Raw genomic sequence first — 18,402 nt, forward strand, 5'->3', positions numbered from 1 at the left:
CGTGCGGGCCAGGACCAAGGCCCGCAAGCGTGCCCTCGACATCCTCTTCGAGTCCGAGGCGCGCGGCGTCGATCCGCTCGGGGTGCTGACCCAGCGTCGCGAGACGGACGACGCGCCGCCGGTCTCGGACTACGCCGCGCTGCTCGTGCGGGGCGTCGTGGAGAACCGGGAGCGGATCGACCAGCTCCTCGCCGAGCACGCCGAGGGCTGGACGGTCGCCCGGATGCCCGCCGTCGACCGCACGCTGCTGCGGATCGGCGTCTACGAGCTGCTCTGGGTCGACGAGATCGACGACCCGGTGGCGATCACCGAGGCCGTGGAGCTGGCCCGGACCCTGTCGACGGACGACTCGCCGCGCTTCCTCAACGGCGTCCTCGGCCGCATCGCGGACATCGCCGAGCACCTGCGCGCCACGCTCTGACCCGCGTTGTGGAACCATGATGCGGCTCTCGGCTCGTCGGGATCGCGTTATGGAACCATGATGCGGCTCTCGGGCCGTCCGGATCGCGTTGTGGAACCACGATGCGAGCGTGGACGGGGGCGAGCGGTGTGGAACACCGTCCTGCGCGCGGTCGGGAGTCAGCCGAAGCGGCGAGAGGCCCGGGCGAACAGGGCCGGGGCGGCGCCGTGCACGCGCGCCCCGAGCGCGAGCCACCGGGGCGTGACGACCTCGACCGCGTCGCGCCGGATCCCGCGGGCGATCTCCTCGGCCACCCGGTCGGCGCGGATCGGCCGCGGGAACCGGCGGTCGTACTCCCGCCCCCGCCGCCCGAAATAGGGCGTGTCGACCGCGCCGGGCAGCACCGTCGTCACGCCGATCTCGGGCGCCTCGATCCGCACCGCGTCGGCGAACCCGCGCAGCCCCGCCTTGGTCGCCGAGTACACCGCTTCGCCGGCCACCCCGAGGGCCGCGATCGAGGCCACGAACACCAGGTGCCCGCGCTCGGCCTGCAGGTCCGGCAACAGGGCCCGGGTCAGCTGGATCGGGGCCCGCAGGTTCAGGTCGATGAGCTCGTCGGCCCGGGCGGGGGCGAGCTCCGCCAGCGGTCCGGCCGCCCCGGCGCCCGCGCAGTGGACGACGAGTGCGGGCCGGGCGGGCAGCGCGTCCAGCAGGGTGCCGACCCCGGAGGCACCGTCCGCCACCAGGTCGGCGACGACCGCCTTCGCCCCGGTCCGCTCGGCGACCTGGTGCAGCCGCTCCGCATCCCGCCCGGTCACCACCAGCCGCGCTCCGTCGGCCGCGAGCCGCTCCGCCAGCGCGGCGCCGATCCCCGACGACGCCCCCGTCACCAGCGCGACCCGATCCGCGACCCTCATCGCACTCCTCGCACCATGGCTCCGTACTGCGCGACACGTCGGCAGGAATGCGCATCGTGGTTCCACGACGCGGAGAACGGGCGTCGCACACGGCGGCGTGGTTCCGGAGTGCGGCTCATCCCGGCGCGACGTCCGGTCGGCCACGGCCCGCCGCCGCGTGTTCGGCGTCGAGCTCGTGGAGCAGGTGCGTGCCGCGCAGCGTGATGAACGCGATCCCGGCGATCACCACGACCGCGGCGAGGCACTGCCCGGCGAGCAGCGCGGGGGAGGCGTCGAGCCGCTCGCCCAGCCACCACACGCCGATCAGCACCGCCACCACCGGGTCCACGCTCGTGATCACCGCGACCGCGGGCGAGACCAGCCGGCCCTGCTGGAAGGTGTTCTGGCTGAGCAGGAAGCCGATCGGGCCGATCACGCACACCGCGTACAGCGTGGCGTGCTGGAACGGCTCGAGCAGACCGATCCGTAGCTGCCCGGTGACGACCTTCATCAGCCCGGCCGTGACGCCGTACAGGATCCCGGTGGCCAGGGCCAGCGCCAGCACCCGCGAGGGGTGCTGCACCAGCGACGAGTACAGGATCGACCCGACCACCGCGACGGCCAGCGCGATCGCGAGCGGCAGCCCGCCCCAGACGTCGACGTGCTCGCTCTCCGCCGGCACCGGCCGTGCGAGCAGCAGGAACGCGGCGATCCCGGCGGCGCAGAGCAGCGCGCCGAGCAGGATCAGCGGGTCCGGGCGGCGCCGGGACATCAGCGAGGAGAACGCCGCGGCGAACACCACCCCGGTCACCAGGAGCGGCTGCACGACCGCGATCGCCCCGAAGGCCAGCGCGATGAGCTGCAGCAGCAGCGCGACGACCGTGGCCACCAGGCCGAGCAGCCACATCGGCCGGTGCAGCAGCGTGCTGATCAGGCGCGGGTTCAACGTCGGGGTGATCTCCACCTCGTGCGTGGCGCGCTGCTGCGCGGCAGTGGCGAGCCCGAACCCGGCGGCCCCGAGCACGGCGGCGGGGACCGCGATCAGGATGTCGCCGTCCATGTCCACCCCCTCTGTCCACGTCCCGCTCGGTGCCGACGTCCGCCTGCGAGCTCCGGCCGGCGTCGACGGTCGCTCCGCGAGCGTCGCTCAGCGCTGATCTTCGCTCAGCGAGCTCCGATCCGCACCGGTCCTCGCTCCGCACGTTCCGCTCAGTGTCGATGGTCGCTCCGCTTCGCGCCGATGTTCGCTCCGCTCAGTGCCGATGGTCGCTCCGCACGCTCCGCTCAGGTTTCGGGTAGCTGCATACTCCCCAACGACCGCCTCAGGCCAGCAGGTATTCCCTGGGTCACGGGAAGGACGGCGGGATCCGCGGTGATCCCGATGCAGGTGTACCTGCCCCAGTTCAGCGCTCCGACGGCCAGGCCGACGCTGTCGGCGAGCGGCAGCACGGGCTGCACGGTGCTGATCAACCCGCCCCGCAGGTGCAGCGGGCGGCGCGCACCGGGCATGACCGAGGCCAGCAGGTGGAAGAACCGGCGCCCGTAGACGAGCCGGACGAGCGGTCCCTGCACCCGGCCGGGCAGCAGGCCGAGCGCCGCCAGCACGGCCGCGGCTCCCTCGGGCTGGCCCGTCGCCGAGCCGGCGGCCAGCGCCGCGTCCACCCGGGCGACCCGCTCGGCAGGGCTCATCGGGCCGGTCGGCAGGTCCACCGACACCGCCGCCGTCCGGTTCCCGCCGGCCCGGCTGCGGACGCCCGCGCGCGTCCGGGTCGTCATCGGCACCATCGTGCGGATCCGTGGTGGCGCGTCGAGCTCCTCGTGCAGTGTCTGGGCGAGAGCGGCCAGGACCAGCACCGTGGTGCCGACGCCGTGGGCGCGGGCCGCCCGTCGGACCTCGGCGCCGTCGACGTCGACGGACAGCCGCCGCGGCCCGGGTCCGGACCGTCCGACCAGCGGCGAGCGACCGGGGGGACCGGCCGTGGCGAGGCTCGCGATCCCCCGGACGACCGTGAGGGCGTAGCGCAGCCGCGTCCACCGCGCAGCGCTGCCCGTGCCCGCCGCCGCAGCAGCCCGGGTGGCGGGGGCCTCGGCGTGTTCGTCCGCGAGCAGCCGGATCAGCCCGTCGGTGACCGCGAGCCCGTCGCCGAGGGCGTGGTGCACCCGGGCCAGCACGGCCGCCTCGCCCGTGTCGGCCTGCGCGGCCTGCAGCTCCCAACCGAGGCCCGGGTCGAGCGCGTCGGCGAAGAAGGCTGTCACGGCGTCGTCCCACGTGGGGTGGTCGCCGGTGGGGCCGATCCGCCAGACCTCGCGCCGGACGTGCTCCGCCGGGTCGGGCGCGGGATCGTGGACCCAGCGGAGCGGCAGGCCCGGCCGCGGTGGGGCGAGCCGCCGGGTGAGCAGGTCGAGGTGCGGTGCGCGGTCGCGGACCAGGCCGTCGAGGTGCACCACCCAGCCCTCCGCGGGCGCGCCCACGGCCGTGATCCGGGCCCCGACCTGCTGCGGGACCTCGGGCGTGGCGGCGTGCACGAACAGGGCGTCCTGCGGACGCAGGCGCGTCTGTCTCGGCGGGCCGTCCAGCCCGGCCAGGGCCGCGACGTCCCGGTCGAGATCGCGGGCCTCGAGGCGCCGCCGCAGGTCCTTGACGACGACGGCCCGCGCGCCCGGGTCCCACAGCTCGCCGACCGCCTCGGCGACGCCGGCCCGGCCGTGGCAGACCCGCGCCAGGCCGGCGGCGGCCAGCACGTCGGCGTTGGCCCGGCCGTGGCCGGGGATCGGGTCGGCGAGCAGCACCGGACGGGCGCAGGCCAGCGCCTCGAGCGCGGTGGCACCTCCGCCGTTGGTGATCACGACGTCGGCTCCGCGGGTGGCGGCCGCGGGGTCGTCGATCCAGTCGACGACGGTGAGCCGCGCACCGTGCGGGTGACGTCGGGCCAGCCGCTCCAGCCTCCGGCGCAGGGCGGGCAGGCGGCACGTGGTGACGAGGACGTCGGCGCCGGCGTCGAGCGCGCCCGCGCAGGTCGCGGCCACGTCGCCGAAGGCCAGCGATCCGCAGGAGACGAGCACCCGGGGCCGCTCCCGGGGGGCCTCCTCGGGCGGGGTGAACGCCGCGACCACCGGCAGCGCGGCCACCCGGACCCGCGCGCCCGGGGCGGCCGACCGGAGCCGGGCAGCGCCCTCCTCGGTGCTGACGAGGTGCAGGTCCAGGGCGGGCGAGGCCCACAACGGGTGCGGGGCGGGATCGTTCACGAGGGCGACCGTCGGCATCGGCAGCCGGCCGCGCCGGCGCAGCCACGCCAATCCCGTGATGCCCTCCGGGAAGGTCGCGACCACGAGGTCCGGGCGGTGCTCGCGGACCGCGGGCTCGAGGCCGCGGCCGCTCCAGCGCCCGATCACCGCGCGGGTGCCGGCCCGGAAGAAGGGCACGTGCCAGAGTAGGCGGAAGTACAGCTCGTAGAGCCAGGGCAGGTACCGGATGCAGCCGGCGTAGACGGTGCGGAACACCGGCCCGGCCCGGCGGCCCATGCCGTCGAGCGTCTCCGTCCAGGTCACCTCGACGCCCGGCCACAGTCGCCGGGCGCGTTCGTCGACGGCGCGGGCGGCCGCGTGGTGGCCCGCGCCCATGCTGCCGGTGACCAGCAGCAGCCGTTGCGGATCGGTCATCTCGTCCTTGCCGTCGGGGAGGAGGTTCGGGGAGCGGGGTCGGGGGTACCGTGTCCTGTATGGACGGTGAGGCGCCGCTCCGGGTCCTGGTGCTGTCGGCCCCGGTGGGCGAGGGGCACGTCGCCGCCGCGCGCGCCCTGGCGGCACGGATGCGGGAGCTCTGGCCCGCGGCCGAGGTGCACGAGGTGGAGAGCGCGAGCGGCGGCCGCCGCGGGGGCCTGCGGGACGCGGTCCTGCGCCGCTCCTACGCCGTGACCATGCGGTGGGCACCGGGCCTCTACGGCATCGGCTACGACCTGCTCGTCCGGCACCCGCGGTTCGCCGCGCTGTGCAAGCGGGTCGCGGCCGCACGGCTGGGCCGGTCGCTGGCGCCCCTGCTCCGCGAGGAGCACCCGGACCTGGTCGTCTCCACGTACCCGATGATCAGTGGCGGGCTCGCCTGGTTGCGCCGGCGCGGGCAGCTGCCCGGCCGGAGCGTCGCGGTGGTCACCGACGTCGCGGTGCACCCGTTCTGGGTGTGGGCGGGGGTCGACGAGACGTGGACGCTGCTCCCCGCCAGCCGCGCGCAGGCCGCGGCCCTGGTCCCGGAGGCCGAGGTGCGGGTGGCGCCCGCGGCGGTCGACACGCGTTTCCGCCCCGGCGACAGGGCGGCGACCCGGCGCGAGCTGGGCCTGCCGGAGGCCGCGTTCGTGGTCCTGGTGACGGGCGGTTCGCTGGCGTTCGGCGGCGTGGAAGGCGTGGTCGACGCCGTGCTCGCGGGCGGCATGGGGGACGGGCCGCCGGTCGAGGCCGTGGTCCTGTGCGGGCGCAACGAGCGGTTGCGGGCCCGGCTGGCGGCGCGCCGGGCGCCCGGGCTGACGGTGCTGGGCTGGACGGAGGAGGTGCCCGAGCTGGTCACCGCTTCGGACCTGGTGCTCACCACGGCGGGCGGGATGATCGCGAGCGAGTCGCTCGCCGTCGGGACGCCCGTGCTGTTCGCGAACCCCGTGCCCGGGCACGGCCGCGCCGGGGCCCGGATGACGGAGGAGGCGGGGTTGGCGCTGGTCTGCCCGGGGCCAGCCGACGTGACCGCCGCCGTACGCCGGCTGCGCGCCGAGCCGGAGGAGCGGGAGGAGCTGAGCCGGCGAGCCCGGGGGTTCTCCCGCCGCACCCTCGACGCGGAGCTCGAGGACCTCGCCCGCCGCCTCTGACGGGTCGGCGCCCGGGGTGGGGGGTGAGCTCAGCCCACGCGGAGCTTGGGCTGCGGGACCCCGATCCGCAGCCCGATGCCCTCGCCCGCCAGCGAGCGGTGGAACCACCACAGCGAGAGCGCGATGCCCACCGCGACCAGCGAGTACGAGCCGGCCGTGGAGACCATCAGGAAGTTCCCGACGGTCTGGGTGGCCAGCACGGCGAGCGTGGTCACGCCGTTGACCAGGAAGACCGCCGCCCACAGCAGCGAGACCTTCTTGAAGAAGCTCTTCATCTCGGGGTGCTGGGTGAGGGCGTCGGGGAAGGCGCAGAAGTCGTCCGCCAGCTTCGCCAGCAGCGGCCGGTCCAGCCCGATGGTGACCAGCAGCAGCCCGGCGAACACGAAGTTCTGCACGGTGGGCTGCAGGAAGTAGAGGAACGCGGACCCGGACCACAGGCCCACCGCGGTGCGGGCGACGAGCAGGACGGTGGTCAGCCACAGGATCGCCGGGACCTTGCGCCGCGTGACGACCCGCCGCCCGATCGCCAGGGCCGACCACGACAGCGCTCCGATGATCCCGGCGTCGAAGCCGGCGTGCGTGAACAGGATCCAGAACAACGCGAGCGGGACGAGCGTGGACTCCAGGAGCGGACGGCCGGCGTGGCGCAGCAGGGCTCCGATCGGGGGGAGGTGGATCAGAGTCGTCATCCGGTGCTCCGGCATGCAGGTCCTCGTCGGCTCGGGGGGCCAGTCCGCGCTCGTCGTCCAGCGCGTTCGCCGGAGTGTAGCGGGCCCGGTCACGGGGAGATAACGGGCCGGTTGCCCGTTGTGACCTCCCCGTGAGCTCGCGTCCCGTCACCGTGCCGAGCCGTCCGTCGACCTGCCCCTCGACCTGCTCCGCCGCTGGTGTGCTCAGGCGCCCGCGGCGGTGCGGATGGTGTCGCGCAGCGACCCCAGGGTGGCGAACACCGCGGAGGGCTCGTAGCCGCAGTGCGCCATGCAGTTGGCGCACCGCTCGTCCTTGCCGCGCCCGTACGCCTCCCAGTCGGTGTCCTCGATCAGCTCCTGGTAGGTCTTCACGTACCCGTCGTCGAGCAGGTAGCAGGGCTTCTGCCAGCCGAGCAGCGAGTACGACGGGATGGCCCACGCGGTGCACTCGAGGTCCCGGCGCCCCTCGAGGAAGTCCAGGAAGACCGACGAGTGGTTGAGCCGCCACTTCCGCCGCCGGCCGCCGTCGAAGGCCTTCTTGAACAGCTCCCGGGTCTGCTGCACGCCCAGGAAGTGCTCCTGGTCCGGGGCCTTCTCGTAGGCGTACCCCGGCGAGATCTGCATGTTGTCGATCTTCAGCTCGTCGTTGAGGTAGTCGAGCACGTCGATGACGTCCTGCGGGGTGTCGGTGTCGAAGAAGGTGGTGTTGGTGTTGACCCGGAAGCCGGCCTCCTGCGCCATCCGGATCGCGGCGACGGCCTGGTCGAACACACCCTCCTTGGCCACGGACTCGTCGTGCCGCTCGCGCAGCCCGTCGATGTGGACCATCCAGGCGAAGTTCTTGTGCGGGGTGAAGCGGTGCAGGTGCTTGGGCAGCAGCACCGCGTTGGTGCACAGGAAGACGATCTTGCCGAGGTCCAGCAGTCGCCGGACGATGACGTCGATCTCCTTGTGCATCAGCGGTTCCCCACCGGCGATGGAGACCATCGGGGCGCCGCTCTCCAGGACGGCGTTCACGGCCTGCTCGACCGGCATCCGCTGCTTGAGCAGGTGTGCGGGCTGTTGGATCTTGCCGCACCCGTTGCACTTGAGGTTGCAGGCGAACAGGGGCTCGAGCTCGACCAGGATCGGGAACTTCTCGGTGCCCTTGATCTTCTGCTTCAGCAGGTACGTACCGAGTCGGAGGGACTGGCGCAGAGGCATCGCCATGGGATCACTGTCCTTCGGTGGAGGCGCGATGGGTGGGGTGGGCCGGCGCGGACGGGTCGCTCACGTGCTCAGCTCACCTCCTTGGGCAGGGTGAAGACGACGTCCTCGGTCCCGGTCGTGGTCGTCGTGACCGCGACCGGACCGAGGCCGGACAGACAGGACACGACCTCGTCGACGAGCTCCGGGGGCGCCGACGCCCCCGCGCTGACCCCGATCCGTCGGACCCCGCGGAGCCAGGCCAGGTCGATCCCGCCGACGTCGTCGACGAGGTGGGCGGGGGTGGGTGGGTCGCCGACCCGGCCGGCCACCTCGGCCAGCCGGCGGGAGTTCGACGAGTTCCCGGAGCCGACGACGAGCACGAGGTCGGTCCCGGCGGCCACCGCGCGGATCGCGCGCTGGCGGTTCGTGGTGGCGTAGCAGATGTCGTCGCGGCGGGGGGCGGAGATGGCCGGGAACCGGCCGCGCAGGACCTCGGCGATCCGCTCGGCCTCGTCCACCGCGAGGGTGGTCTGCATCGCGTAGGCGACGCGGCCCGGATCGCGCGCGGTCACCGTGTGCGCCATGGCCTCGTCCTCGACCACGACGATGTCGGCCGGCGCCTCGCCGACGGTGCCCTCGACCTCCTCGTGGTCGGAATGGCCGATGAGGAAGACGGTCTCGCCGCGGCCGGTGTGCCGCTTGACCTCGGCGTGCACCTTGGCCACGAGCGGGCAGGTGGCGTCGATGACGGCGAGGTCGCGGGCCTCGGCCTGGGCGCGGACCTCGGGGGAGACGCCGTGCGCGGCGAGCACGCAGGTCGCGCCGCGCGGCACCTCCGCGACCTCCTGGACGAACACCGCACCACGCTCGGTGAGCCGTCGGACGACGTGGGCGTTGTGCACGATCTGGCGGCGCACGTAGACCGGGGCGCCGTAGCGGTCCAGCGCCCGGTCGACGATGTCGATCGCCCGTTCCACCCCGGCGCAGAAGCTGCGCGGTTCGGCGAGGACCACCTCGCGGGCCGCCGGCTCGTCCCAGACGGCCGCGAACCACTCCCGCAGCGCGGGCGCGGCGCGGCGCAGGGACCGCAGGGCGGTGAAGCCGCGCACCGGCGTGCCCGGCCGCACCAGCGGCGCCTCCGGGGTGTCGACGATCGCCCGCACCACCGCGAACGGCCCGCCCGCCGAGGCCTCGGCGAGCCAGCCGGACTCCATGTCGACGGCGAGGGCGCCCTCCCGGCCGAGCCCGGCCCGTCGAGCGCCCTCGACCACGGTCGGTGAGGAGACGATCGGGCCGAGGTGGACCCGCAGGCCGAGCCGGCGCAGCGCGGTGGCGAGCGGCGCGGCGGTCGGCACGGGCACGGGTGCGCGGAAGTCGGTGAACCGGATCTCGTCGGCGACGACGAGGTCACCGGCCCGCACGGCGGGGTCGAGCGCCCCCGCCACGCCCGTGACCAGCACGGGACGCGGACCGCCGGAGGCGATCCAGGCGGCCGAGGCCCGCGCGCGGGCCGGACCCATCCCGGTCCGGACGACGGCCGCGTCGCCCACCACGCCGCGCAGGGCGGCGCGTTCGACGCCCAGCGGGGCGCAGACGACCGGCGGCCCCAGGGCCGGAACCCGTCGCGGCGCGGTCATGCACCCACCTCCTCGCACCAGCGCCCGAGGGCGGAGACGGGGAACGTCATGCGGTAGAGCCGGTAGCGGATGTAGAAGGCGCCGGGGAAGCCGGTGCCCGTGTACATCTCCTCCTCCCAGCTCCCGTCGGGCAGCTGGGTGTCGGCGAGGAACCGGACGGCGCGCCGGGCCGCGTCCGAGCGCGCCCGACCGGCCGCGACCAGCGCGAGCAGCCCCCACGCGGTCTGCGAGGCCGTGGACTCGCCACGACCGATCCAGTCGGGGTCGTCGTAGGAGCGGATGTCCTCGCCCCAGCCGCCGTCGGCGTTCTGGTGGCGCTCCAGCCAGGCGACCGCGCGCCGGATCGCCGGGTCGGAGGCGGGGATCCCGGCCGCGACGAGCGCCGGGACGACGCCGCCGGTGCCGTAGACGTGGTTGGTGCCCCACCGGCCGAACCACGAGCCGTCGGACTCCTGGTGGTCGAGCAGCCAGCGCACGCCGCGCCGGCAGGCCTCCCCGTCGGCCAGGCCCTCGTGGGCGAGCATCTCGACCACGTGCGCGGTGACGTCGGCGGACGGCGGGTCGATCACCGCGCCGAAGTCGCAGAACGGCAGCTTGGTGACGAGCTCGCGGGTGTTGTCGGCGTCGAACGCGCCCCAGCCCCCGTCGGCGGACTGCATGCCGACGGTCCAGGCGACCCCGCGGTCGACCGCCGCCCGCAGCCGCGAGGGGTCCGGGTGCGCCACCCGCCGCAGGGCCAGCACGACCTCGGCGGTGTCGTCGGTGTCGGGATAGCCGTCGTTGTCGAACTCGAAGGCCCAGCCGCCGACCGGGAGGTCCGGGCGGCGGACCGCCCAGTCCCCGCGGACGCCCGAGATCTCCTCGTCGAGCATCCAGGTCGACGCCCGGACGACGGCCGGGTCGTCGGCGGGCACGCCGGCGTCGAGCAGGGCGGTGACGGCCAGGCAGGTGTCCCAGACGGGGGACTGGCAGGCCTCGAGCATGCGGATCGGGCCGTCCGGGGTCTCCCGGCGGACGAGGAACCGTTCGAAGCCCTCGATGCCGGCCCTCATCGCGGGATGGTCGAGCGGGTAGCCGAGCAGGTGCAGGGCGATCAGCGAGTACACCCACGGTGGCTGGATGCCGCCCCAGCCGCCGTCGGCCTCCTGGCGGGCCAGGATCCACTCCGCGCCGCGGCGCATCGCGAGCCGGCGCAGCGGGGCGATCGGTCGCCTCGCGTAGGCGTGCAGTCCGACGTCGAGCCGCTGGAAGGCACCGGACCAGGTCCACGGCGCGTCGAACGCCGCGGGCGCCGCCCCGGACCGCAGCTCGTCGACGCCGAAGGGCAGCGGCCGCGCGGGCCGCAACGTGGCGACGATCGTCAGCGGCACCACGGTCTGCCTGGCCCAGCACGACCAGTCGTAGACGTTCAGCGGGAACCACTTCGGCAGGAAGATCAGCTCGGGGGGCATGTTCGGCAGGTCGTCCCACGACCACAGCCCGAACAGCGCCAGCCAGATCCGGGTGAACACCCGTGAGCGCTCGATCCCGCCCTCGGCCAGACAGAACTTCTCGGCCGCGCGCATGTGCGGCTCGGCCGGGTCGTCCCCGGCGAGCCGCAGCGCGACCCAGGCCTCGATCGTCGTGGAGAGGTCGCCCGGCCCACCCGCGAAGGTGGCCCAGGTACCGTCCGAGCGCTGCTGGGAGCGAATCCAGCGCGCTGCCTCCTCGGTCTCCCGTGCGGTGCGGATGCCCAGGAACTCCCGCACGAGCAGGTCCTCGGCGTCCATGGTCACGTTGGTCTCGAGGTCGCCCTGCCACCAGCCGCGCTCGTGCTGGATCGACCTGAGGAACCCGACGGCGGCGTCGAGCGTCCGCCGGGCGTCACCCGCCTCGGTCGTGCTGGTCTCCGGTGCGGTGAGGGTCACCAGTTCTCCCTGTTCGAGGATCGGCGTCGGGATCCCGGGCGGGGGACCGACGCTGCGGATCGGTGTGGGACCGGAGCTGGGGGTCCGCCCCGGTTCGAGGGCCGTGTCAGAAGTCCCGGGTCGTGAGGTGCCGCCCGAGCGCGACGAGCTCCGACCGCGGACCCGCGGCGAGCCCGGCACCGGTGAGGGCCCGTTCCGCGAGGTCCCGCTGCCGACGGGCCTGCGCGGCGGCCCACTCCCGCCCCCCGGCCCGCTCGACGAGATCGGCGGCCGCCCGCAGCTCCTCCTCGGTCGGGTCGCCCGACCGGGCCAGCCACGCGGCCAGCTCCCGACCGGCGGCCCCACCGCGCTGCACGGCGAAGGTCACGGGCAGGGACTTCTTGCGCGAGCGCAGGTCCGAGAGCACCGGTTTGCCGGTGACGGCCGGGTCGCCCCAGATCCCCAGCAGGTCGTCGACCAGCTGGAAGGCCAGTCCGACGGCGGCGCCGTACTGCCGCAGGCCCGCGATCGCGGCCGCCGGTGCCCCGGCCAGCACCGCACCGATCGCGGCGCTCGTGGCGAGCAGCGAACCGGTCTTGCCGGCGGCCATGGACAGGCACTCGTCGACCCCGACGTCCGCGCGGTCCTCGAAGGCGACGTCCTCGGCCTGCCCGCGGATCAGCTCACGGGTCGTGGTGGCGATCAGCCGTGCGGCCTCGGCGGCGTGCGGTGAGCGGTCCTCGAGCAGCACCTCGGTGGCCAGCGCCAGCAGGGCGTCGCCGCAGAGGATCGCCGAGGCCGCGCCCCACCGGGCCCACACGGTCGGGCGGTGGCGGCGTTCGGTGTCGCCGTCCATGAGGTCGTCGTGCAGCAGGGAGAAGTTGTGGACCAGCTCCACGGCCACGGCCCCGGCGATCCCGGTCGCCGCGGGCGCACCGGCGGCCCGCGCCGAGAGCAGCGCCAGCGCGGGCCGTACGGCCTTGCCCCCGCCCCGGCCGGGCGAGCCGTCGAGCTCGACCCAGCCGAGGTGGTACTCGGCCTGTTCGCGGCTGGCGGTGTCGAGCCGGGCCACGGCGGCCCGCAGCGCGGGGGTGACGGTGTCGCGGCTGCCCGCGAGCAGGGCCAGCACGTCCGGCCCGGCGGCGGCGTCGGTGGTCCCGAGGACGGCGGTCATGCGGCCACCCCCACGGGCGCGGCGGCCCGGTCCGCGAGGAGGGCCTCGGCGGCGGACCCGCCGCTGCGCACGGCACCCTCCATGGTCGCGGGCCAGCCGGTGTCGGTCCAGGCGCCGGCGACGTAGAGCCCGGGCAGGGCGGTGCGGGGGCCGGGCCGCAGCGCGGCCTGCCCGGGGGCACCACGGAACGTCGCGTGCGGCTCCCGGGTCACGAACGAGTCGAGGACTACCGCGTCGCGGGCGGCCGGCAGCAGGGCCGCCAGCGCCGGGAGGAACCGCTCGCGCAGGGCGGCCGCCGGCACGCGGACGAGGTCGTCGGCGGCCGAGAGCGACACCGCCAGGTACTGGGCCCGCGGTCCGTACACGGCGGCGGCCCCGGACTGGGCCGTGCGGTCGAAGACCCACTGCACGGGTGTGTCGACACCCGCCGCGAACCCCTCCGCCAGCACCGGGCGGTCGTAGACGACGTGCACGTTGACGATCGGGGTGCTGCCCAGCCGGCCGGCCCAGCCCTCGGGCAGCGGGAGCGCCCCCGCGGGCAGCAGCCGCTCCGCCGGGCCCGGCGGCACGGCGCAGACGATGCGGTCGGTCACGAGCCCCTCCTCTCCGTCGGTCGTTCCCACGCGGACCCGCCACCGGCCGGGACGGGTCCGGTCCTGCAGGAGCGCCCGCGCCTTCGCGGACCGTCTCACCTCCACGCCGGCCGCCGCGAGGGCGCGGCGGGCGGCCTCGTCGTGGATCGCGCCGAGCGGCGCGGTCGCCCAGCCGATGTCGCCGGCGGCGGCGTCGGTGAGCAGGCCGAGCTGGAAGACCGTGGCGGCGAGGGCGAGCGAGGCGTCGCCGGCACGGGCGTTCAGGGTGGCGATGCCGACCAGGTCCCACAGCGCGTCGACGGCCCGCTCGCCCTGCCCGTGGGCGGCGAGCCAGTCGCCGAAGGACCGGGCGTCGGCGGCGGGGTCGGTGCGGTCGACCGCGCCCAGCGCGAGCGCGGCCCGGACCAGCCGGACCCGGTCGGCGACGGGCAGGTGCCGGTAGCGCAGCAGGGCGGCTCCCAGGTGCAGCGGGGCGGGCAGGACGGACAGCGCGGTGCGGCGCAGCCGGGCCGGAGCGGCACCGGGTGCCAGCACCGGGATGTCCAGCCGCTCCTGGAGCATGATCCTGTCTTCGGCGCCCAAGCGCACGACGAGATCGCGGTAGGCCGTGCAGCAGCGGAGGAAGACGTGCTGGCCGGTGTCGACCGCCAGCTCGCCGCCGCCGCACGAGCGGGTGAAGGAGCCGGCGACCCCGCCGAGCCGGGCACGCGACTCGAGCAGCGTGACGGCGAGCCCCGCGTCGGCGCAGCGGAGCGCGGCGGCGACGCCGGCGAGCCCCCCGCCGACGACCGCGACCCGCGCCGCGCCCGTCACGCCGTCCGCCCCGCCAGCGCCCGCAGGGCCACGCCGATCTTCTGTGCCCCGGTCAGCGACCTGCGCTGCGCGTACACCGAGCGCGGATCGGCCGCGATGTCCTCGAGCAGCCGCCGGTAGATGCCGGCCATGGCCCCGGCGCAGGCCGCGCTGCGCCGGTCGAGGAGCGGGAGCAGCTTCAGCCCCTCGGCGTACCAGCCGCGCGCCCGGTCCGCGGCGAAGCGGATGTAGGCGGCGAGGGCGTCGTCCGGGTCGGCCAGCGCGCCGGCCTCGTCGAGCCGCAGCTCCGCGCCGAACCGGGCGAGCTCGTCGGTCGGGAGGTAGACACGGCCGTTGCGCAGGTCCTCGCGGATGTCGCGGAGGATGTTCGTCTGCTGCAGCGCGATGCCCAGCCGGTCGGCGTACCCGGGGGCGCGCTCGTCGGGGCGGGACCCGAAGATACCCAGGCAGAGCCGGCCCACCGAACCCGCGACCTGCCGGCAGTAGACCGTCATGTCGTCGAAGGTGGTGTGCGGGCGAGCCGGTTCGCCGCCGAGCGCCGCGTCGTGGTCCATCCGCGCATCGGCCTCGACGCCGTCGACCAGCTCCTCGAACGCCCCGAGCGGGATCGGGTAGCGGCGTGCGGCGTCGGCGACACCGACCAGCACGGGGTCGGACGGGTCGGGGGCCTGCTCGCGCATGGCCCGGATCGAGGCGCGGACCTCGGCGAGGGCGGCGGTCTTGTCCTCGAAGGAGCCCGCCGAGGAGAGCCCGGTGGTGCCGCCGGGCGGGTCGAAGTCGCCGTCGCCGATGTCGTCGATCCGGCGGGCGAGGGCGTAGACGGCCGAGAGTGCGGCGCGCTTCGGGGCCGGCAGCAGGCGGATCCCGTAGGAGAAGTTGCGGGCCTCGCGGCGGGTGATCTCCTCGCAGGCGGCGTAGGCGGCGGGCAGATCGGCGCTGAAGTCGGTGCCGGGGCCGGTGCCGGGGCCGTGCTCGGTGTCGTGCTCGGTGTCGTGCTCGGTGGCGGAGCGGGTGCTCGGGTCGGGCGGGATCGTGGCGTGTCCGTTCGTGCGGCCGCCGCCGGGCGGGCCGGGGGAGTGCCCGGTCGTGGCGGCGGTGGTGGCGGTCGTCCGGGACGGGTCGGTCATCGGCAGCTCCGGGGGGTCGGGCGCGGGAGGTCCGGTCGGGACCGGGCCCGGCGCGCCGCGAGGACCGGCCGGCCGCTCGCCGCGATCGTCCGGCGCGGACGGCCGGACACCGTCGGGGCGGGGCGGGCCCGCAGGAGCAGCGTGGACAGGTGCCGCAGGACGTCCCGCCTGCGGCTGAGCGCGGCCTCGGCGGCGCGGCCGAGGACCTCGCCGTCCACGCGGTGCAGGGCGTCGGCCGCCGCGCGGCCACCGGCGACGTAGCCGGCCACGGCGATCCGCGCCCAGCCCCGCAAGGCACCGACGACCGGGGCGCCGGCGTCGAGCAGCTGCTCCGCGCGCTCCGTCTCGTGCCGGACGAGCGCGCGCAGGGTGGGAGTGGCGGTCGGCCGGTCGAGGTCCGCCTCCACGACGCCGAACGCGGCGCGGTCCTCGGCGGGCAGGTAGATCCGGCCGCGGCCGCGGTCCTCCCGGACGTCCTGCAGGTGCTCGAGGATCTGCAGGGCCGTGCAGACGGCGTCGGAGGCGTGCTCGATCTCGCCGTCGGCGGGCACCTCGAACACCGCGAGCACGAGCCGCCCGATGGGGTCCGCCGACAACGCGCAATAGCCGAGCAGCTGGTCCCAGGTGTCGTAGGTCACGGTGTGCTGGTCGTGGACGTTGGCGTCGAGCAACCGGTCGAACGGGGCCACGGGCAGGTCCGGTGCGACCGCGGCGAGCCGGCGGACCGCGGGGATCGCCGGCGCGGCGGCGTGCAGGTCCGCGCGGAAGGCCTCGAGCGCGGCGGTCCGCTCGGCCGGGGTCCCGCCGCCCTCGTCGCCCAGGTCGTCGATCGTCCGCACGACGTCGTACACCGCCCGCAGCCTGCGGCGATGGCGTGCGGGCAGGACCCGGAGGGCGACCGGGAAGTTCTCGGCGGCCTCGGCCTCGCGCAGGCGCGCGGCGTCCACGGGGTCGGCAGGCCCGGCCGGGTGGGTGCCACCCGGGCCGGGCACGACCGGCCGCCCGCCCTCCGCCGAAGCGGCGCGTGCGGCCGCCGTCGACCCGGCGGACGTCCCGTTCCTCCGTCCCACGGCGCTGATCGTGTCGCAGTGCGGCTGCGCGTATCTCCTCAACGGGTGTTAATTCTTTCGGGCCAGAATTGTCACGTGGGCACAAAAGTGGTGCGTCCCTCGCCCCTTCGGGCGTACAACACCGGTGTGGACACATCGCCCGCCGGTACGGACGGCCTCGTCGAGGCCCTGCTGGCGCGGGTTCCGGCCGTGCTGGAGGAGGTCAGCGCGGCCTTGTTGTCCGAATGGCCGGATTATGCCCAGTTCATCGACGCGAATCGGGTCGAGGTGGCGGCGGCGGCGCACCACGCGCTGCACCGGCTGGTCGCCGCGGGCGACGAGGCCGGGACCGCTCCGGGGCCCACGGGCGAGTACCCGTCGGGTTTCGGCGAGCAGGAGCTGTTCGAGGAGATCGGCCGGACGCAGTGGCGGGAGGGCCGGGACGTCTCGACGCTGCTGTCGGCCTTCCAGCTCGGCGCGCGGGTGTTCTGGCGGCACGTCGCGCTCGTCGCGGTCGAGCTGCACCTGGAGCCGGCGGTGCTGGCCGGACTGGCCGAGGGGGTGTTCGCCTTCGTCGACCGGCTCTCGTCGGCCGCCGCACACGGCTTCGTGCTGGAGCAGTCGGAGGCCGCGGTCGCCCGCGAGCGGCTGCGCGAGGAGCTGGTGGAACTGCTGCTGTCCGACCGGGCGACCGAGGGGGCGGTGCAGGCCGCCGCCGCGCGCGCCGGCTGGCAGGTGCCACAGGAGGTGGCCGTCGTGCTGGTGCAGGAGGACAGCCTGCTCGGACAGGGGATGTTGTCCCGCTTCGACCCCGCTTCGCTGATGATCAACCGGGCGCGGCTGTCCGGCGCGATCGTGCCGGACCCGGCGCAGAGCGGGCGACGGCGGCGGTTGACCGCGATGCTGCGCGGCACCCGGGCCGTCGTCGGGCCCACGGTGCCGCCGGACCGGCTCCCGGCGAGCCTGCACATCGCCGAGGTGGCGGCCCGGCTGCAACGCACCGGAGTGCTGCCCGAGGACCCGGTCTTCGCCGAGGAGCACCTCGACGCGATCATCGTGCACCGCGACTCCCGGCTGCTCGAGGTGCTGCGGGCCCAGGTGCTGCGCCCGCTGGAGGCCTCGGCCCCGGCGTCGCGCGAGCGGCTGTGCGAGACCCTGTCCGCCTACCTGCGCCACCTGGGTGACCGACAGGCGATGGCGGCCGAGCTGCACGTCCACCCGCAGACGGTGCGCTATCGCCTGGCGCGGCTGCACGAGCTGTTCGGGTCGCAGCTGGACGACCCGGAGAATCGCGCCCGGCTCCTCCTGGCGCTCGCGTGGGGCGCCCCGAGGTCGTCGGAGGCCGAGGACGTCCGGTGAACCGTCGGTGACGGTCCGCTGCCCCGGCGTGATCGATGCCACGCTCGACTCGGTCTCACTCGCGTTGCCGGGTACCGCCGTCCGGAGCACGGTGGAGGGACCGACGTGGAGAGGACCCCCGACGTGCGATCCCACCGGCCCGGGAACTCGGATCATTCGGACCGGCCGCGCCCGTACCCGCGGGCGGGCACCGACCGGATCCCCCGGCGGCGGACGGACCGCGTCGAGTCGGCGGCCTCCTGGGTCCTCGGTGTCCTCGGCCTCGTGCTCGTCGTGGTGGCGGTCCTGACCGGCCTGCGCCTGCACGGCAACGGGCTCGAGCAGGCCCGTTCCGACGCCGTGAGCCGGATCTCCGTCGATGCCACCCTCCTCGCGCCGGTCGACGGCGCGATCGGGGTCGAAGCCGCCTGGGGAGCAGCGCAGGTCGCCGCCCCGGCCTCCTGGGTCGGGCCGGACGGCACCCCGCGCACCGGGACGGTGCCGGTGCTGGGCGCGCAGCCCGCCGGGTCCGTCGTCCGGGTCTGGGTGGACCGCACGAGCGGGGCGATCGCCCCGCCGCCGGTCGACGCGCTGCAGGCCGGGGTCACGGCCGTCGTCGGCGGGCTGCTGGTGCTGCTGGTCGGTGGGCTGGCGTTGCTGGGCCTGCGGGCGCTCGTCCGCGCCCGCTGCGCCGCGGCCAACCACGCCGCGTGGACCCGGGAGTGGGCGCTCTACGAGCCCCGGTGGTCCGGCCGCTGACCC

The 18,402-nt window shown here is 75.5% G+C and carries 15 protein-coding genes; 4 read left to right on the forward strand and 11 right to left on the reverse strand.

What is annotated here, in order from left to right:
* The first annotated feature begins 1 nt into the window (after position 1).
* Positions 2-421 (forward strand): transcription antitermination factor NusB, encoded by a 420-nt coding sequence (gene nusB / locus ACL02T_RS03690; RefSeq protein WP_412829198.1) that lies wholly within the window; start codon positions 2-4, stop codon positions 419-421.
* Positions 422-579: 158 nt separating this feature from the next.
* Here the strand turns inward: nusB and ACL02T_RS03695 are convergent, their stop codons facing one another.
* The 3 genes from ACL02T_RS03695 to ACL02T_RS03705 form a co-directional block, all read right to left on the reverse strand.
* The gene (locus ACL02T_RS03695) at positions 580-1,317 is read right to left on the reverse strand and encodes an SDR family NAD(P)-dependent oxidoreductase (RefSeq protein ID WP_412829199.1); all 738 of its coding nucleotides are present in this window, start codon (positions 1,315-1,317) and stop codon (positions 580-582) included.
* A gap of 115 nt (positions 1,318-1,432) precedes the next feature.
* Positions 1,433-2,356, reverse strand: a complete 924-nt coding sequence (locus tag ACL02T_RS03700; RefSeq protein ID WP_412829200.1) for a DMT family transporter — start codon at positions 2,354-2,356, stop codon at positions 1,433-1,435.
* Between the two features lie 224 nt (positions 2,357-2,580).
* Positions 2,581-4,956, reverse strand: coding sequence for an MGDG synthase family glycosyltransferase (locus tag ACL02T_RS03705; protein WP_412829201.1), 2,376 nt, complete (start codon positions 4,954-4,956; stop codon positions 2,581-2,583).
* Between the two features lie 59 nt (positions 4,957-5,015).
* On the opposite strand from ACL02T_RS03705, the gene ACL02T_RS03710 reads away from it, so the two are divergent.
* Positions 5,016-6,146 carry an MGDG synthase family glycosyltransferase gene (locus tag ACL02T_RS03710; protein ID WP_412829202.1) on the forward strand — a complete coding sequence of 377 codons (1,131 nt, stop codon included), beginning with the start codon at positions 5,016-5,018 and terminating at the stop codon, positions 6,144-6,146.
* Positions 6,147-6,175: 29 nt separating this feature from the next.
* Here the strand turns inward: ACL02T_RS03710 and ACL02T_RS03715 are convergent, their stop codons facing one another.
* From ACL02T_RS03715 to ACL02T_RS03750, 8 genes are all read right to left on the reverse strand, one after another.
* Positions 6,176-6,835: a VC0807 family protein gene (locus ACL02T_RS03715; RefSeq protein ID WP_412829203.1), complete on the reverse strand. Its 660-nt coding sequence runs from the start codon at positions 6,833-6,835 to the stop codon at positions 6,176-6,178.
* Between the two features lie 204 nt (positions 6,836-7,039).
* Positions 7,040-8,044 carry an adenosyl-hopene transferase HpnH gene (hpnH, locus tag ACL02T_RS03720; RefSeq protein ID WP_412829204.1) on the reverse strand — a complete coding sequence of 335 codons (1,005 nt, stop codon included), beginning with the start codon at positions 8,042-8,044 and terminating at the stop codon, positions 7,040-7,042.
* A 68-nt stretch (positions 8,045-8,112) separates the two neighbouring features.
* Positions 8,113-9,660, reverse strand: coding sequence for a 4-hydroxy-3-methylbut-2-enyl diphosphate reductase (ispH, locus tag ACL02T_RS03725; RefSeq protein WP_412829205.1), 1,548 nt, complete (start codon positions 9,658-9,660; stop codon positions 8,113-8,115).
* A complete protein-coding gene (gene shc, locus ACL02T_RS03730) occupies positions 9,657-11,567 on the reverse strand; it encodes a squalene--hopene cyclase (RefSeq protein ID WP_412829206.1) in 1,911 nt (636 codons plus the stop codon). Before shc ends, ispH begins: the two co-directional genes overlap by 4 nt.
* A 106-nt stretch (positions 11,568-11,673) precedes the next feature.
* Complete coding sequence (locus ACL02T_RS03735) at positions 11,674-12,720, reverse strand: polyprenyl synthetase family protein (protein WP_412829207.1); 1,047 nt, start codon at positions 12,718-12,720, stop codon at positions 11,674-11,676.
* Positions 12,717-14,126 carry a hydroxysqualene dehydroxylase HpnE gene (gene hpnE / locus ACL02T_RS03740; protein ID WP_412829208.1) on the reverse strand — a complete coding sequence of 470 codons (1,410 nt, stop codon included), beginning with the start codon at positions 14,124-14,126 and terminating at the stop codon, positions 12,717-12,719. The genes ACL02T_RS03735 and hpnE overlap by 4 nt, the downstream gene beginning before the upstream one ends.
* The gene (locus tag ACL02T_RS03745) at positions 14,123-15,253 is read right to left on the reverse strand and encodes a squalene/phytoene synthase family protein (RefSeq protein ID WP_412829209.1); all 1,131 of its coding nucleotides are present in this window, start codon (positions 15,251-15,253) and stop codon (positions 14,123-14,125) included. The genes hpnE and ACL02T_RS03745 overlap by 4 nt, the downstream gene beginning before the upstream one ends.
* A complete protein-coding gene (locus ACL02T_RS03750) occupies positions 15,250-16,323 on the reverse strand; it encodes a squalene/phytoene synthase family protein (RefSeq protein WP_412829210.1) in 1,074 nt (357 codons plus the stop codon). The genes ACL02T_RS03745 and ACL02T_RS03750 overlap by 4 nt, the downstream gene beginning before the upstream one ends.
* A 126-nt stretch (positions 16,324-16,449) precedes the next feature.
* Here ACL02T_RS03750 and ACL02T_RS03755 point away from each other — a divergent pair, with 126 nt between their 5' ends.
* A complete protein-coding gene (locus ACL02T_RS03755; RefSeq protein ID WP_412829211.1) occupies positions 16,450-17,661 on the forward strand; it encodes a PucR family transcriptional regulator in 1,212 nt (403 codons plus the stop codon).
* Between the two features lie 123 nt (positions 17,662-17,784).
* Complete coding sequence (locus ACL02T_RS03760) at positions 17,785-18,399, forward strand: Rv1733c family protein (protein ID WP_412829212.1); 615 nt, start codon at positions 17,785-17,787, stop codon at positions 18,397-18,399.
* Positions 18,400-18,402: the final 3 nt, after the last annotated feature.

Origin of the sequence: Pseudonocardia oceanicola, assembly GCF_047200735.1 — a bacterium.
Lineage (GTDB): Bacteria > Actinomycetota > Actinomycetes > Mycobacteriales > Pseudonocardiaceae > Pseudonocardia.